General features: G+C 72.9%; 17 protein-coding genes. 10 read left to right on the top strand and 7 right to left on the bottom strand.

Annotated features, from left to right (window positions below; translation table 11 throughout):
- Positions 1-16: 16 nt before the first annotated feature.
- Positions 17-943 (bottom strand): nucleoside hydrolase, encoded by a 927-nt coding sequence (locus HD597_RS60115; protein ID WP_253758054.1) that lies wholly within the window; start codon positions 941-943, stop codon positions 17-19.
- A 251-nt stretch (positions 944-1,194) separates the two neighbouring features.
- Complete coding sequence (locus HD597_RS60110) at positions 1,195-1,587, bottom strand: OsmC family protein (RefSeq protein ID WP_253758052.1); 393 nt, start codon at positions 1,585-1,587, stop codon at positions 1,195-1,197.
- 51 nt (positions 1,588-1,638) lie between these two features.
- On the opposite strand from HD597_RS60110, the gene HD597_RS60105 reads away from it, so the two are divergent.
- Both HD597_RS60105 and HD597_RS60100 read left to right on the top strand, forming a co-directional pair.
- Positions 1,639-2,340, top strand: a complete 702-nt coding sequence (locus HD597_RS60105; RefSeq protein WP_253758050.1) for a ferredoxin reductase domain-containing protein — start codon at positions 1,639-1,641, stop codon at positions 2,338-2,340.
- A gap of 51 nt (positions 2,341-2,391) precedes the next feature.
- The gene (locus tag HD597_RS60100; RefSeq protein ID WP_253758048.1) at positions 2,392-3,195 is read left to right on the top strand and encodes an FAD:protein FMN transferase; all 804 of its coding nucleotides are present in this window, start codon (positions 2,392-2,394) and stop codon (positions 3,193-3,195) included.
- A 136-nt stretch (positions 3,196-3,331) separates the two neighbouring features.
- On the opposite strand, the gene HD597_RS60095 is transcribed toward HD597_RS60100, so the two are convergent.
- The gene (locus HD597_RS60095; protein ID WP_253758046.1) at positions 3,332-3,607 is read right to left on the bottom strand and encodes a hypothetical protein; all 276 of its coding nucleotides are present in this window, start codon (positions 3,605-3,607) and stop codon (positions 3,332-3,334) included.
- 132 nt (positions 3,608-3,739) lie between these two features.
- On the opposite strand from HD597_RS60095, the gene HD597_RS60090 reads away from it, so the two are divergent.
- Both HD597_RS60090 and HD597_RS60085 read left to right on the top strand, forming a co-directional pair.
- Entirely contained in the window at positions 3,740-4,120 is a 381-nt protein-coding gene (locus HD597_RS60090; protein ID WP_253758044.1) for a phage holin family protein, read from the top strand.
- Positions 4,121-4,128: 8 nt separating this feature from the next.
- A complete protein-coding gene (locus HD597_RS60085; protein ID WP_253758042.1) occupies positions 4,129-5,475 on the top strand; it encodes an aromatic amino acid lyase in 1,347 nt (448 codons plus the stop codon).
- A gap of 39 nt (positions 5,476-5,514) precedes the next feature.
- Here HD597_RS60085 and HD597_RS60080 read toward each other — a convergent pair whose 3' ends face one another.
- Positions 5,515-6,504: a LacI family DNA-binding transcriptional regulator gene (locus tag HD597_RS60080; protein ID WP_253758040.1), complete on the bottom strand. Its 990-nt coding sequence runs from the start codon at positions 6,502-6,504 to the stop codon at positions 5,515-5,517.
- Between the two features lie 81 nt (positions 6,505-6,585).
- Between HD597_RS60080 and HD597_RS60075 the strand changes: the two genes are divergently transcribed.
- The 3 genes from HD597_RS60075 to HD597_RS60065 all read left to right on the top strand — a co-directional run bounded on the left by HD597_RS60075 (position 6,586) and on the right by HD597_RS60065 (position 8,394).
- A complete protein-coding gene (locus HD597_RS60075; protein ID WP_253758038.1) occupies positions 6,586-6,786 on the top strand; it encodes an HTH domain-containing protein in 201 nt (66 codons plus the stop codon).
- Between the two features lie 121 nt (positions 6,787-6,907).
- Positions 6,908-7,804: an amidohydrolase family protein gene (locus tag HD597_RS60070; RefSeq protein ID WP_253758036.1), complete on the top strand. Its 897-nt coding sequence runs from the start codon at positions 6,908-6,910 to the stop codon at positions 7,802-7,804.
- Positions 7,801-8,394, top strand: a complete 594-nt coding sequence (locus HD597_RS60065) for a cysteine dioxygenase (RefSeq protein WP_253758034.1) — start codon at positions 7,801-7,803, stop codon at positions 8,392-8,394. Before HD597_RS60070 ends, HD597_RS60065 begins: the two co-directional genes overlap by 4 nt.
- Here the strand turns inward: HD597_RS60065 and HD597_RS60060 are convergent.
- Both HD597_RS60060 and HD597_RS60055 read right to left on the bottom strand, forming a co-directional pair.
- Complete coding sequence (locus tag HD597_RS60060) at positions 8,363-9,031, bottom strand: hypothetical protein (RefSeq protein ID WP_253758032.1); 669 nt, start codon at positions 9,029-9,031, stop codon at positions 8,363-8,365. The two genes, HD597_RS60065 and HD597_RS60060, sit on opposite strands and share 32 nt — an antisense overlap.
- 19 nt (positions 9,032-9,050) lie before the next feature.
- Positions 9,051-10,223 carry a CynX/NimT family MFS transporter gene (locus tag HD597_RS60055; protein WP_253758030.1) on the bottom strand — a complete coding sequence of 391 codons (1,173 nt, stop codon included), beginning with the start codon at positions 10,221-10,223 and terminating at the stop codon, positions 9,051-9,053.
- 68 nt (positions 10,224-10,291) lie between these two features.
- Here HD597_RS60055 and HD597_RS60050 point away from each other — a divergent pair, with 68 nt between their 5' ends.
- The gene (locus HD597_RS60050; RefSeq protein ID WP_372513610.1) at positions 10,292-11,278 is read left to right on the top strand and encodes a LacI family DNA-binding transcriptional regulator; all 987 of its coding nucleotides are present in this window, start codon (positions 10,292-10,294) and stop codon (positions 11,276-11,278) included.
- Here HD597_RS60050 and HD597_RS60045 read toward each other — a convergent pair.
- The gene (locus HD597_RS60045) at positions 11,238-12,494 is read right to left on the bottom strand and encodes an MFS transporter (protein ID WP_253758028.1); all 1,257 of its coding nucleotides are present in this window, start codon (positions 12,492-12,494) and stop codon (positions 11,238-11,240) included. The genes HD597_RS60050 and HD597_RS60045 overlap by 41 nt on opposite strands.
- Positions 12,495-12,553: 59 nt before the next feature.
- On the opposite strand from HD597_RS60045, the gene HD597_RS60040 reads away from it, so the two are divergent.
- Both HD597_RS60040 and HD597_RS60035 read left to right on the top strand, forming a co-directional pair.
- Entirely contained in the window at positions 12,554-13,528 is a 975-nt protein-coding gene (locus HD597_RS60040; RefSeq protein ID WP_253758026.1) for a DUF5937 family protein, read from the top strand.
- 81 nt (positions 13,529-13,609) lie between these two features.
- Positions 13,610-14,575: a sugar-binding transcriptional regulator gene (locus HD597_RS60035; RefSeq protein ID WP_253758024.1), complete on the top strand. Its 966-nt coding sequence runs from the start codon at positions 13,610-13,612 to the stop codon at positions 14,573-14,575.
- Positions 14,576-14,645 lie beyond the last annotated feature (70 nt).

Raw genomic sequence — 14,645 nt, 5'->3', positions numbered from 1 at the left:
CAGTGGTCGCGCCGGGTCACCCCAGCCGGGTGGCCAGCTTCTCGTACGCCCCGATCACCAGGTCCCAGAACGCGGGCACGTCCACGGACGTCGCCACCAGCGCGTTCGTCTCGCGGCCCGCCACCCTGAAGTCGGTCACGGTCATGCCCCGGGTGAACTCCCCGGCGGTCTCCACGTTCACCACGGCCGGCACGCAGGTGAACAGCGTCGGATCGAGCACGTACGCCACCGCGCACGCGTCGTGGATGGCCGGGCCGCCCTCCGCCGTCACCGCCCCGTAGAACTGCGCGGCCGGCACCAGCAGGTCGGCCAGCCGGCCGAGCGGCCGCATCCGGTCCAGCACCCCGGAGTTGACCACGGCCTTCAGCGTCACGTCGAGCCCGAGCATCGTGACCGTCCACCCGGCCTCGAACACGATCGCCGCCGCCTCGGGGTCGGCCAGCATGTTGAACTCGGCCGCCGGGTTGTGGTTGCCGCGGGTGTAGGAGCCGCCCATGATGACCAGGTCGCGGGCCCACTCCACGACGCGCGGCTCGCGGCGTACGGCGAGGGCGAGGTTCGACAGCGGGCCCACGGCCACCAGCGTGATCTCGCCGGGGGCGGCCCTGAGCGTCTCCACGATGAAGTCGACCGCGTGCCCCTCGGACGGGCCCCGCGCCGGCGTGGGCAGCACCACGTCCCCGAGCCCGGTGGTGCCGTGCACGGCGGTGGCCCTGACCGTGCGGCGCAGCAGCGCGCCCGCGCTGCCCGGCGTCACGGGCACGTCGCCCAGGTGGAGGAAGTCGCGCAGCGCCAGCGCGTTCGCGGTGGTCAGCTCCAGATCGACGTTGCCGCCGACGGTGGTGACGCCGACGAGGTCGAGGGAGTCGGCGGATCCGGCCGCCAGGGCGAGGGCGAGGGCGTCGTCGATGCCGGGGTCGCAGTCGATGAGAACTTTCTTCACGTAACCGGAGGATACGCATGGATCGGGCCGGGCAGTTCCCCCAAAGCTGCCCGGCCCGATCACTGGCGGTCCAGGCCGGCGCTTTCCCCCAAAAGCGCCGGCGGTCCCGCACTTGCGAACCGCGGTCCCCCTCCGCGTCCGCATCGGTGAAGGTCCTCCGGCCAGTCGCCTGAGCTCCTGACCTGCTACAACGCTACCGAGACGAATGCAACGCTCGCGTCATAACGGGGTCGAATATCTGTCTTATCCGCCTACGGAAGCTCCAACCGCACCTCAGTGCCCTCCTCCAGCGACCGGCTCACCGTGCAGTACTTCTCGTGCACCCGACCGGCCACCGCCCTGAACACCTCGTCGGCCTCCTCGGACGGCAGCTCCACGTCGTACGTGATCGTCACCGGGCCCAGCTTGTTCTGCTCGACCTTCTCCGCCTGCACCGTCATCGCCAGCCGCACCAGCCGATGCCCGCGCTTGGCGGTGAGCGGCTCGACGGTCACGATGTTGCACCCGCCCACCGCCGCCAGCAGCAACTCGACGGGGGTGAACACCCCGTCCTCGTCACCGCCTCCGATGAGCACCTCGGCACCACGGGCGTTGGTGGCCCGGAATCCGCCCTCTTCAGTCCGCTCGACACGTACGTTAGCCATGTTTCAGACCCTACTCAGGAACCTTTAATGTTCGTTCAGCATCGTGAGGTCATGGCTAGCGAGGTGAATGTTCGTCAGGGCCCGATCCTCTTCTGGAGCGGGGTCGCGGTGGCCGAGTTCGGCGCGATCGGGCCTGGTTTCGGTTACCCCTGGTCCCCCGCCGCTGTCACGGCGGCGGCGCTGCTCGTGGCGCTGGGCTTCCTCAGCGTCAAGGCCGCCGACTACCTGCGCACCGAGGAGGCCAGGCAGCGCCTGCGGCTCGGCGGCTACCTCGCGGGCGCGCTGCTGGTGGCGCACCAGTTCAGCTCCACCGCCCACGTGACCAGCCTGAGCCGGGTGGGCTCGCTGCTGCTCTACGCCATGGCGGCGGTGATGGCCGTCTGGAGTCACCGGGTTCCCCACGGCACGAGGCCGGCCCTGCTGATCGCGACCGGGCTCGACCCGGGCTCGCTACGCGAGCGCCTGGCCGGCGCGACGGACACCGTGGCCGTCTACCGCGCCGAGCGCGCCACCGACGAGCTGCGCGACCTGGAGCGGAGTTACGGCCTCATCCTCGTGGTGGGCGACGAGCACGACCCGCGGGTCAAGGAGCGTGTGAGCGCCTCCGGCCTGAGCCGCGAGATCCCCGACATCGCCGAGCGCGAGGTGGTCGTGGCGGGTCCGCGGCGGTTCAAGCGGTACGTGGGGGGCGCGTTGTCACGCCTTGCCATCCCCAAGTCACAGATTCATTTCAAATCAGGGCAAAAGGTTTAGGCTCACCATACGCCTCACCTGACAGCGTGGATACCAGGACAAGGAGGCAAGGTGACGACTTCTCAGATCGCCCGGTCCGCGACGACGTTCCCCGGCAGCGCCCGTGTCGAGATGATCATGGGCAGGCCGGTCAGCGTGGACATCCGCACGGCACTGCCTGCTCGTGAGCTGACCCCCCTGCTCGATGACGCGTTCGCCTGGCTGAGGTGGGTGGACGACACCTTCGGCCCGGCCGGCCCCGACAGCCAGATCGCCCGGCTCAACCGCGGCGGGACGATCAGGCAGGTCCCGGAGCTCATCGAGGTCCTGCACCGCTGCGACGAGCTCAGCGAGGCCACCGGCGGCTGGTTCGAGCCCCGCATCGGCGGCGTGATCGACCCGTCGGGCTACATCAAGGGCTGGGCGCTGGAGCGCCTGTCGCGGGCCCTGTCCAACGCCGGGGCCGGCGACCACCGCATCACCGCGGGCAACGACGTCAGGGTGCGCGGCTCCTCCGCGCCGGGCAGGCGCTGGCGCGTGGGCATCCGCGACCCGCGCACCGACGTCGTCCGCAAGGTCGTCTTCGCCCACGACCTGGGCATCGCCACCTCGGGCGGCTCGTCCGTCGTCGACCCGCACACGGGGCAGGTCGCCGAGGGGCTCGGCTCGGTCACCGTGATCGGCCCTGACCTCGGCATGGCCGACGGCTACGCCACCGCCATCTACGCCATGGGGCCCGCCAGGGGTCGCCGCTTCGCCGCCGACCTCGCGGAGTCGGGGCCGTACGAGACGATGATCGTCACCCGGGACGGCCAGGAGCTCACCACGCCCGGCTTCCTCGGCCACAGCTGCCCCCAGGCCCGCCTCGCCGGCTGACCCGCCTCGGCCCGGGCCACACCCCGGCCCCGGCGCGGCCACACCCGGCCCTGCCTGACCTTGGCCCTGAGCCTGTCCGGCCCGGGCCCTGTCCGGCCCTGGGTCCTGCCTGGCCCCGCCTGGCCGGGGCCCCGGCTCAGGCGTCGGGATGCTTGCGCAGGTAGTCGAGGTACACCGGCCGCAAGGCCTCGCCCAGCTTGCCCTCGCCCGCCGCGATGGCGTCGCTGAGCAGCGCGGAGACCTTGCTGAGGTCGTTGGCGGTCTCGTTGGCGTGACCGCTGGCGGCCTCGGCGGCCGGGATCACCTTCAGCAGCTCCCACAGGAACCCCAGGTCCCCATGCCGTACGGCATACCGCACCGCTCGCTCGTGCAACTCGTCGGCCGGCAGCGACTCGAGCCCGTTCGCGTCCATTTCGCTTCCTCCCCTGCACGCCTGTTCCCCGGTTGGCGCGCCGATAACCGGGACTACGCACAGTGACGGCCGGGCATCGTTGTGACTGCGCCCTCTATCGAGCGCCGATCTCAAGTGGGAGGATCAATCAGCGTGAGATTCATCATCAGAACCCTCGCCGCCGCGGTGGCACTCTGGGTGGCCATCCAGTTCATCGACGGCATCGACGTCGACGCTCCCACCAACTCGGCCAGGTACTGGGGCGTCCTGCTGCTCGTGGCGCTGATCTTCGGCATCGTCAACGCCATCGTCAAGCCCATCGTGAAGGCACTCGGCTGCGCGGTGATCGTGCTGACCCTGGGCCTGTTCCTCCTCGTGATCAACGCGGCCATGCTCTACCTGACGAGCTGGATCGCCGGCGAGCTCGACATCCCGTTCCACGTGGACAACTTCTACCCGGCGGCGTTCTGGGGCGCGGTCATCGTCAGCCTGGTGAGCTGGCTGCTCGGCCTGCTCATCCCCGACAAGGACTGACCCTCCCCGTGGAGCTCGACGGCGCCGGCCTGACCTGCGCGCAGGTCCACGAGGCCGCGTACGGCGGGGCCCGGGTCACGATCGCCTCCCTCGATCGCGCCCGGGCCGCGTGGGCCACCGCCAGGGAGCTGACCGGCCCCGTGTACGGCAGGAGCACCGGCGTGGGCGCCAACCGCGACGTCGTGGTGGCGGGCGCGGGCCTCGACCTCCTGCGCAGCCACGCGATCGCCGCCGGGCCGCCCGTCCCGCCCGCCCGTGCCAGGGCCATGCTGGTGGTCCGGCTCAACCAGCTCCTCTCGGGCGGCTCCGGCGTGGACCCGGCCGTGTGCCTGGCGCTGGCGCGCGCGATCAACCACGGCTACACCCCGCCCCTGCACACGTACGGCGCCATCGGCACCGGCGACCTGACCGCCCTGGCCACCACGGCCCTGTGCCTCCTGGGCGAGCTCCCCTGGCGCCACGACCCGGCGCCGCCCGCGGACGCCTCCCCCACGGCGTTCCAGGGCGCTCCCCGCCATCCCCTCACCTCGGACGACGCGCTGCCGTTCATCAGCTCGGGCGCCGCCACCCTCGCCGACGCCGCCCTCGCCTGTCACCGTCTCGGCCATCTCCTCGACGCGGCCATGGACGTGGCCGTGCTGTCGTTCACCGCCGTGGACGCCTCGGCCGAGCCGCTGGCCGCCGTCGTGCAGGAGGCCCGCCCGCAACCGGGCCAGGCCGCCGTGGCCGCCCGGCTGCGCGGCCTGCTCGCCCACGAGCCCACCCCCCGGGTCCAGGACCCGTACGGCTTCCGCGCCTTCGCCCAGGTGCACGGCGCCGCCCTCGACATCCTCGGCCGGGCCGTCGCCACGATCGAGACCGACCTCAACGCGGCCACCGAGAACCCGCTCTTCGCCGCCTCCCTCGCCTGGCACAACGGCAACTTCCACTCCGCCCCCGTGGCCCTGGCGCTCGACGCGCTGCGGGCCGCGCTCGTGCAGACGGCCCAGCTCAGCATCGCCCGCCTGGCCACGCTCATGGACCCGGCCTACACCGCCCGCCTGCCGTTCCTCGCCGACCGGCCGGGCGCCTCGGGCGCGCTGATCCTCGAGTACGTGGCCCAGGACGCCCTGGCCGGCCTGCGCCACCTGGCCAACCCGGTGACCACGGGCACGGCGACGATCTCGCGCGGCGTGGAGGACCACGCGGGGTTCGCCACCCAGGCCGCCCGGCACGCCCTGCGCTGCGTCGAGCCGCTGGAGATCGTCCTGGCCTGCGAACGCACCGCCGCCCTCCGCGCCCTGCACGCCCCGGCGCCCGACCGCCCGCTCACGGCGGACCTGGAGGACTCCCGCCGCGCTCTGTCACCCGGCTAACGGCATCCCCCGGCCCGCCCTCACGACACCGGCGGGATCTCAGGGCACCCGGGCGACCGACCCGCGCTCCCTGAGCGTCGGTCTCTGCATGACGCGCCGCCGCCGGGCCCCGCCGTCGGCCGCCGCCGAGATGAGCCGCACCGCCGCCCGCACGATCCCGTCGATGTCCCAGTCGACGGTCGTGAGCCCCGGTGACAGCAGCCCCGACATCGGATGATCGTCGTAACCCATGACGGACACGTCGCCCGGGATGGACAGCCCCAGCTCCTGCGCCGCCGCGTACACGCCGTAGGCGATCGAGTCGGCGAAGCAGAACACGGCGCTCGGCTTGTCGCCGCCGAGCAGCTCGTGGGCGGCCGCGGTGGCCCCCGCCAGCCCGTGCGGGGCGGTGGCGACCTCGATGTCCAGCCCCAGCCGGTCGGCCTCGGCCATGACGTGCACGTCGGCGGGCCGGTCGGGCGTGCTGGCCTGGGTCGAGGTGAGCACGGCGACGCGGCGGTGGCCGAGCGTGCGCAGGTGCTCGAGGGCGAGCGTCACCCCGCTGCGGTTGTCGAAGACGACCTCGCCGGCCGTGCCCGCGATCGAGTCGCCGATCGCCACCACCGGCAGCGACTCGCACAGCTCGGGCCAGAACCCGGCGGCCGGGTCGATCGGCTGGACGATCATGCCGTCGACCCGCTGGTCGCGAAGCTGCTGGGCCAGGGCCCGCTCCCTGGCGGGATCGCCGAACGCGTCGAGGATGAGGGCGTAGCGGTCTTTCTCCCGCAGCCCCCTGCTGATGCCGACCGCCAGCGACTGCTGCCAGAGATCCTCCAGCGAGCCGCACAGCAGGCCGATCATGCCGGTGCGACCGCTGGCCAGCGCCCTGGCGATGGGATCGGCCTCGTAGCCGAGCTCGGCGGCGGCGGCGCGGACCCGCTCCATGGTCTCCTCCGACACCTGAAGGCCGCGTAGCGCGTAGGAGACGGCCGCCGGGGACAGGCCTGTGGCCTGGGCCACCTCACGGATGGTCGCTCTCTTGCGAGGCATTCCGCCAGCCTATTGCGTGACACCGACAGAAGCAGATTCCCTGTCATCGATTTGTCAGGTTTGCCGTCATACCGTGAATCCGTGCTCACCAGCCCGCACCCCGTCGTTCCCCGGGTCGAACGCCGGCACCGCCTGATCGAGGAGTTGCGGGCCACCGCGCCGCGCAAGCTCACGGCGCGCTCCCTCGCCGAGCGGACCGGCGTGAGCACCAGGACGGTCGAGCGCGACCTGGCCGCGCTCCAGGCCGCCGGCGTGCCGATCACCGGCCCCGCCGCCCGTTGACAAGGGCTAAGTGAAGCGGTTCACTGAACCGTATCACTGAAACGGTTCACGCTAGGGACGTCGCAGTACAGGATGTTTACATGTATTGTGAGTAGGAAATAGCGGAAGGAGGCGGCCGCCGGTGACTGTCGACGTGCACCAGCACCTGTGGACGAGCGCGTTCGTCGAGGCCCTGCGCGCCCGCGACACCCCTCCGTACCTCGACGGCTGGACGCTGATCCTCGACGGCGAGCCGCCGTACGAGGTGGATCCCGCCGATCACGAGCGGCGCGACACCACCGGGCTGGAGCTGGCGCTGGTGTCGCTGTCGAGCCCGCTCGGCATCGAGTTCCTGCCGCCCGAGGAGTGCTGGCCACTGCTCGACGCCTACCACGACGGCGCCCTCGCGCTGGGCGAGCCCTACGGGGCGTGGGCGGCCACCTGCCACAGCGAGCCCGACCCCGACCGCCTGGCCAAGGATCTCGACCGCGGGTTCGCGGGGCTGCAGATCCCGGCCACGGCCGCGCCCGACGACGAGCTGCTGGAGGTGCTGACCGGCCGCGACCTGCCGCTGTTCGTGCACCCGGGCCCGGCCGGGCCGGCGATCGGCACCCCGCCGTTCCCGCGCCACGCGCACGCGCCCGCCACGCCGCCGTGGTGGCCCGCGCTGGTGCCGTACGTGCAGCAGATGCACGCGTCGTGGCACTACTTCCACGCCGTCGTCCGCCCCAGGCACCCGCGCCTGCGAGTGTGCTTCGCGCTGCTCGCGGGCCTGGCGCCGCTGCACTCCGAGCGCCTGATCGCCCGGGGCGGCGGCGGGCGCGGCCTGGTCGACCCGGACTTCTTCGTGGAGACCTCCTCGTACGGCCCGCGCGCCATCGACGCGATCGTGCGCGAGCTGGGCATCGACGTCGTCGTCAACGGCTCCGACGCCCCCTATGCCAGAGCACCGGAACCCGGCCTCGGCGCGGCCGCCGACCACGCCATCAAGGTCGTCAACCCCCGTCGCCTCATCAGCGGAAAGGAGACTCGTACGTGAACACTGAGCAGATCCAGGACGGGGGCACCTGTGCCAGGCTCCCCGAGCGCGTGCTCGACCGGCGCGAGCTGCGCGACCTGGTGAACGAGCTGGCCGCCCACCCTGAGGAGTGGCACGACCAGGTGGACTTCCCGGCCGACGGCGGCCGTCACTACGCCTCGCTCTACCGCGACGCGTACGTGGACGTCTGGCTGCTGTGCTGGCGCCCCGAGGACGACACGGGCTGGCACGACCACGACATCTCCTCGGGAGCCGTGCACGTGGTCCAGGGCGCGCTGAAGGAGTGCAACCCGCGCATCGGCGGCGAGCACCTGGAGACGGTGGTGCCCGAGGGGCAGTCGTTCTCGTTCGGGCCCGACCACATCCACCGGCTCACCGGCGCGGTGGAGCACAGCGTGTCCATCCACGCGTACTCGCCGCCGTTGTGGCGGCTGGGCCAGTACTCGATCGACGGCACCGGCGTCATGCGCCGGGTCTCGGTGAGCTACGCCGACGAGCTGCGGCCGATGGACAGCGGGCCCGAGCCCGTCGCCCCCGAGCCCGCGGGCGCGACGGCGATCAGCCCCGAGCCGGTCGGCTCCGTGGCCTGAGCACGCAGCAGCTCCCGCAGGGCTCCACGTCGGGCAGCGCGATCCACAGGCAGCAGGTCCTGCGGAAGTAGCCGTCGCCGGCGGGCTCCACGAGCCCGTCGAGCGGCGGCCCGAGCTCCCTGAGCAGCCTCATGTAGTCGCCGGGGACGACCGAGGTCAGCGGGTGGGCGACGGCCTCGGCCGTGGAGCCCCACAACGTGCGCTCGCCCACCTTGGCCAGGGAGCCGATGGCCTCGACGAGGGGCCGCTGCGACTCCTCCAGCGCCTCGCGGATCGCGCCGGCGCCGGAGGCCCAGCTCACGCGCGTGGCCCCGAGCGTCACCCCGGCGCCGGACACCTTGAAGTACGTCCGCGCCGCCCGCATGACCGGCACCCGCCCGTCCAGCGCCCACCCGAGCACCATGGGCAGCGTGTGCCAGTAGCCGTAGGTCTTCCAGAACAGCGCCGCGCCGACGTGCCGTGGCGCGTTCCAGCGCGCGGCCGTCTCGTCCACCAGGTGCGTGAGCAGCGTGTACGGCTGCCGAAGCAGCTCGCGCACCGGGGTCCAGCTCTCGTCGGGCTCGATGACGAGGCCGGGCTCCACCCCGAGCACCCCGCCCCGCCCGTCGGCCATCCGCTGGAGCGTCTCGGTCAGCACGCTGCAACTCCTGGAGGGTCTAGGGGTCGGCTCTGCTCAACGTAGCAGGGCGTCCGGCGAACCAGCCCGCCAGGATCTGCCCCGCGAGCACTCCCAGCCCCGCCAGCAGCGGCACCGTCCACCCGCCCGAGACCTGCCGCAGGAACCCGAACAGCAGCGGCCCCAGGGCCGCGATCACGTACCCCACGGACTGCGCCACGGCCGACAGCGCCGTCACCTCGGCGGGATCCGACGGGCGCAGCGCGATGATCAGCAGCGCCAGCGCGAACGAGGCCCCCTGCCCGATGCCGAGCACGATCATCCACAGCCACGGCAGGGTGGTCGGGGCCAGCAGGATGCCCAGATAGCCGAGGACGGTCAGCACGCCGGCCCCGACCACGTACGGGACCTGCGAGGCGCGCCGGCCGGCCAGGACGGGGACGGCCAGCGAGGTGGCGACCTGCACCGCGTTGGTCAGGCTGAGCAGGTAACCGGCCTGGTCGGCGGCCAGGCCGGCCTCCAGGAAGATCGTCGGCAGCCAGGCCAGCATGACGTAGAAGGTGAGCGACTGCAGGCCCATGAGGGCGGTGACGTACCAGGTGACGCGGCTGCGCAGCACGGTGCCGAACGGTCGCGGCCCGTTCTGCCCGTCCGCCCGGCCGCGCAGCGCCTGAGGGAGCCAGAGCAGCGCCGCCAGCAGGGCGGGCACGGCGAGCAGGGCCGAGACGCCGCGCCAGTCGTAGCCGGTGGCGTGCTCGATCGGGATGACCAGGGCGGAGGCGGCCGCGGCGCCGGCCACCACGCAGGAGACGTAGACGCCGGTCAGGAGGTTGACCCGGGTGGGGAAGTGCTGCTTGACGACGCCGGGCATGGAGACGTTCATGACGGCGATGGCGGTGGCGGCCAGGGCCGAGCCGAGGTAGAGCATGGGCGCGCCGTCCAGGCCGCGCAGCGCGACGCCCGCGGCGATGACCAGCAGGCCCGCCATCAGCGTGCGGTCGAGCCCGATCCGGCGCGCGAGCAGCGGCGTGAGCGGCCCGAACACGCCCAGGCAGACCACCATGACCGTGGTGATCGCGCCGCCGCCCGCGGGCGAGAGGCCGACGTCGTTCATGATCTCGTCGAGGAGGGGGGAGACGCCCGCGATGGCCGGGCGGAGGTTGAGCGCGGCCAGGGCGAACCCGGCCACGAGCAAGGCGGATCTCAACGACATAGAGGACCACTCTCGCACAACGCCTTGACAACGTTGTCTGCCCCTCCCGCATGAGACATGATCCAGGCGTGAGACCGACGATGAAGGACGTCGCCTCGGCGGCGGGCGTGGCGCTCAAGACCGTCTCGCGCGTCGTGAACGGCGAGCCCGGCGTGCACCCCGCCACGGCCGAGCGGGTGCGCGCGGCCATCGACCGGCTGGGTTACAGCCGCAACGAGAGCGCACGGGTGCTGCGCAGGGGCAGGACCGCCACGATCGGGCTGGTCATCGAGGACGTCGCCGACCCGTTCTACTCGGGGCTGAGCAGGGCCGTGGAGGGTGTGGTCATCGACCACGGCTGCCTGTTGCTGAGCGGCTCGTCCGGGGAGGAGCCGGGCAGGGAGCGGGAGCTGGTCGAGACGTTCTGCGCGCGCCGGGTGGACGGGCTGATCATGGTGCCGGCGGGCGACGACCACACGTACCTGCGGCCCGAGCTGGAGGCCGGCACGCCGGTGGTGTTCGCCGACCGGCCGCCGGGTGCGGGGATCGACGTGGACACGGTGCTCACCGACAACGTGGGCGGGGCCGGGCAGGCGGTCCGCCACCTCATGACGCACGGCCATCGCCGGATCGCCTTCCTCGGCGACGACCCGGCCATCTTCACGGCCGCCCAGCGGCTGCGCGGCTACCGCGAGGAGCTGGGCGGGCTGTTCGACGAGCGGCTGGTGTCGATGCGGCCGCCCGCGATGGAGGCCGCCCGCGAGGACCTGGCGCGCATGTTCGCCCTGGACGATCCGCCGACGGCGCTGTTCACCGGCAACGGCCGCCACACCGTGACCGCGCTGCGGGCTCTGGACGGGCGGCGGGTGGCGCTGGTCGGGTTCGACGACTTCGAGCTGGCCGATCTGCTCAGGCCGGGGGTGAGCGTGGTGGCGCAGGATCCGTCCTGGATGGGGCGGGTCTCGGCCGAGCTGCTGTTCCGCCGCCTGCGCGGCGACGGCGGCCCGTCCGAGCATCTCGAACTCCCGGTACGGCTCATCCCCCGCGGCTCCGGCGAGCTTCCTGCCGAGGGCTAGCCCCGTCTCCAGGAGCCGCCGGAGGCGCAGCCGCGACGTGGTCCGGCGCGGGCCGCAGCACGCGCGCCAGCGCGAGCGCGACCAGGATCCCCGCCGCGCCCGACACGGCGATGGCCTGCCCCGGCGCGATCACCTCGCCCAGCCCTCCGATCAGCGCCGCCCCCACCGCCTGCCCGGTCATCAGCCCCGCCGACTGCAGCCCGAACGCCTGCCCGCGCACGTCCTCGGGCACCGCGTCCACGAACCGCCGCTGCAACCCGAGCTGGTACGCCAGCCCGGCCGCCCCCACCGCCGCCAGCGCGGCCGCCCAGCCGATCCCCGGAGAGGCGGCGAACCCCAGCCACGGCACCCCCAGCAGCACCGCCAGCGGCATCGACAGCCGCTCCCGCAGCGCGGGCGCCGCGAACCGCCCCACCACGAACTCGCCGACCGCCATGCCGCCCGCCGCCGCGGCCAGCACCACCCCGGCCTGCCCCTGCCCGCCCAGGTAGGGCACCACCATGGCCTCCGCGCCCGCCAGGCACACGCAGGGCAGCCACCCGGCCAGGAGCAGCCCGCGCACCCGCCCGTCGGCCAGCAGCCGCCGGTTGACCTGCAGCGTCTGCCGCACCGCCCCCTGGTCGGCGGCCTTGCGCGCCGCCCGGTACGGCAGCCCGAACCGCAGCACCAGCGCCGCCACCACCGACAGCCCGGCCGTGACCGCCAGCGCCCCCGGCGGCCCGGCGAAGGTCAGGAAGGCGCCCCCGGCGGCCAGCCCCACGATCTGCGCCCCGGCCGAGGCCACGTTCAGGACCGACCGTCCCAGCACGAACGCGTCGCCCGGCAGCACCTCGGGCAACATCGCAGCCCGCGCCGCGAAGAACACCGGCGAGAACAGCCCCGTGGCCACCACCAGGGCCAGCATGCCCCACACGGGCAGCCCGGCGTAGGCCAGCAGCAGGCAGGTGACCGCCCTGATCAGCTCCCCCGCGATCATCAGCGCCCGCGGCGACAGCCGGTCGGCCAGGGAGAGCAGGAACAGCCCGCCCAGGAAGAACGGCAGCCACCCGGCCATGTACGCCGCGGCCGACAGCCCCGGCGACCCGGTCCGCTCGTACACCAGCACGGACAGGGCCAGCATCTTGATCCCGTCCCCGGCGATCAGCAGCACGAAGCTGCCGAAGATCACCTTGAACTCCCTGACGGCGAACACCTCGCCGAACGTCGCACCCTTCACGCTCACGATGCTGGGTCCGGCCCCTGCTCCGGAGCGACTTCTTCGGATATAACCGAAAGATGCTGGTGACGATCGAGGTCGTTCCGCAGGATCTCATGGCGAGCAGGTTCGCGATCTCACCCCTGATCGAGACCATGCACGCGCAGTGGGTGCTGACGGGCCGCTACCGGGCGGGCGCGCACGGCCCGTGGGTGGCGCGGTGGCGGGAGACGTACAGGGAGCTGGCGCGGCGCCATCCCGTGCTGCGGGCCGCCGGCGCGGTCAGCGGCAACCGGGGGGACGCGAACGTCGACTTCATCGCGCCTCCCCCGACCGCCGTGGACGTGCCGTTCGAGGCGGAGCTGGCGGCCATGCGGGCGACCGCGCCGGCGCAGGCGCACGCGGAGATCGAGCGGGTGCTGGCCAAGCGCCCTCCGGTGGCCCGCTGGGTCAGGGAGCTGCTGCTGGGGCCCGAGGTGGTGGCGCGGTTCGCCGACGCGTACGAGGCGTTGTGGACGGAGATCCTCGCCCACGACTGGCCGCGCTTCCGGGCGATCCTGCAGCGGGACGTGGCCTACCGGGCCGGGCGGCTGGCCGCGTACGGCTGGCAGGCGGCGCTGGAGGACCTCAGCCCGAAGGTGCACTGGCGGGCAGGCGGCCGGATCGAGATCGAGATGACCTCGACGGGCAGCCACCGGCTCGACGGCAAGGGGCTGCTCTTCGTGCCGTCGGCGTTCATGGAGACCATCGGCACCTACCTGGAGGACGACTGGCCGTACGCGATGGTCTATCCCGCCAGGGGCATCGCGGCCACGCCCGCCCCGCCGCCGCGGGACCTGGCCACGTTGATCGGGCGCAGCCGGGCCCGCATCCTGGCCGAGCTGGCCGAGCCCGCCACCACCACCCAGCTCGCCGTCCTGCTCGGGCAGAGCGTGGGCACCGCGGGCGAGCACATCGCCGCGCTGCGCAGGACGGGGCTGATCGCGGGCACGCGGACGGGCCGCAGCGTGGTGTACGCGCGCACGCCCCTCGGCGACGCCTTGATCAACGGCTAGCCTGGGCTCCGGAGCACGAAGCTATAGTGGTTGCGCATCAGTTCTGCAAAAATGTTCACGCACCGACCCAGGAGCGCGCGAATGAATGCCGCCGACGTCGCCCCCGAGGCTCAGGCCCGGTTCCCTCACGAGCTGATGTACGCGGCGGCCCAGCAGTACTACCTGGAGGACGCCACCCAGGGTGACATCGCCAAACGCCTGGGAGTCAGCAGGGCGACGGTGAGCCGGCTGCTCACCGAGGCCCGCAAGCAGGGCATCGTCGAGATCAGGGTGCACCGCCCGGCAGCGCTCGGCGACGGCCCGCTGGCCGCCGAGGTGGCGCGGGCGCTCGGCCTGGACCGCGTCCACCTGGTGCCCAAGGTCAGCGGCCCGGCGCTCGGCCCGTGGCTGGCCCCCGGGGTGACCCGCGCGCTGGCCACCGTCGGCCTGGAGTCGGGTGACGTCGTGCTGGTCTCCTCCGGCACGACGGTGTACGAGTGCGCCCGCGAGGGCCTCGGCCACTACCCGGGCGTCACGATCGCCCCCGCCGTGGGCGGCCAGGAGGAGCCGCAGCCCTGGTTCCAGACCAACGAGACCACCCGCATCCTGGCCGAGCGCGTCGGCGGCGTGCCCGCCTACCTCTACGCGCCCGCGCTGCCGGGGCCGGAGCTGTTCTACTCGTTGCAGCACGAGCCCTCCGTGCGCCGGGTCATGGACCTGTGGGCGCACGCCAAGTGCGCGGTCGTGGGCGTCGGCTCGCCCCCGCTGACCAGGCAGATGGTGCCCTCGCTGATGCCCCGCGACGCCGAGGGCCTGCGCCAGGCGGTGGGCGACGTGTGCATGCGGACCTACGACCGCGACGGTGCCGCCGTCACCTACCCGGGCAGCGAGCGCCTGGTGGCCGCCAAGCCCGAGGAGCTGCGCCGCATCCCGCACACGATCGCCGTCGCGGTCGGCGCGGAGAAGGTGCTCTCGATCGTGGCCGGCGCGAAGGGCGGCTACTTCAACCAGCTCGTCACGGACACCCCGACCGCGGAGGGCCTTCTGGCAGCCGCCCACCAGCTCTGAACACTTTTGCTGGACAAAGTTTCTGAACGCGCGCTAACGTGAGCCGCACCACAGGGTGTGCGCTCGTGTG

It is taken from the genome of Nonomuraea thailandensis (assembly GCF_024172165.1).
GTDB lineage: Bacteria > Actinomycetota > Actinomycetes > Streptosporangiales > Streptosporangiaceae > Nonomuraea > Nonomuraea thailandensis.
This window is presented reverse-complemented; position numbering and strand designations above follow the sequence as displayed.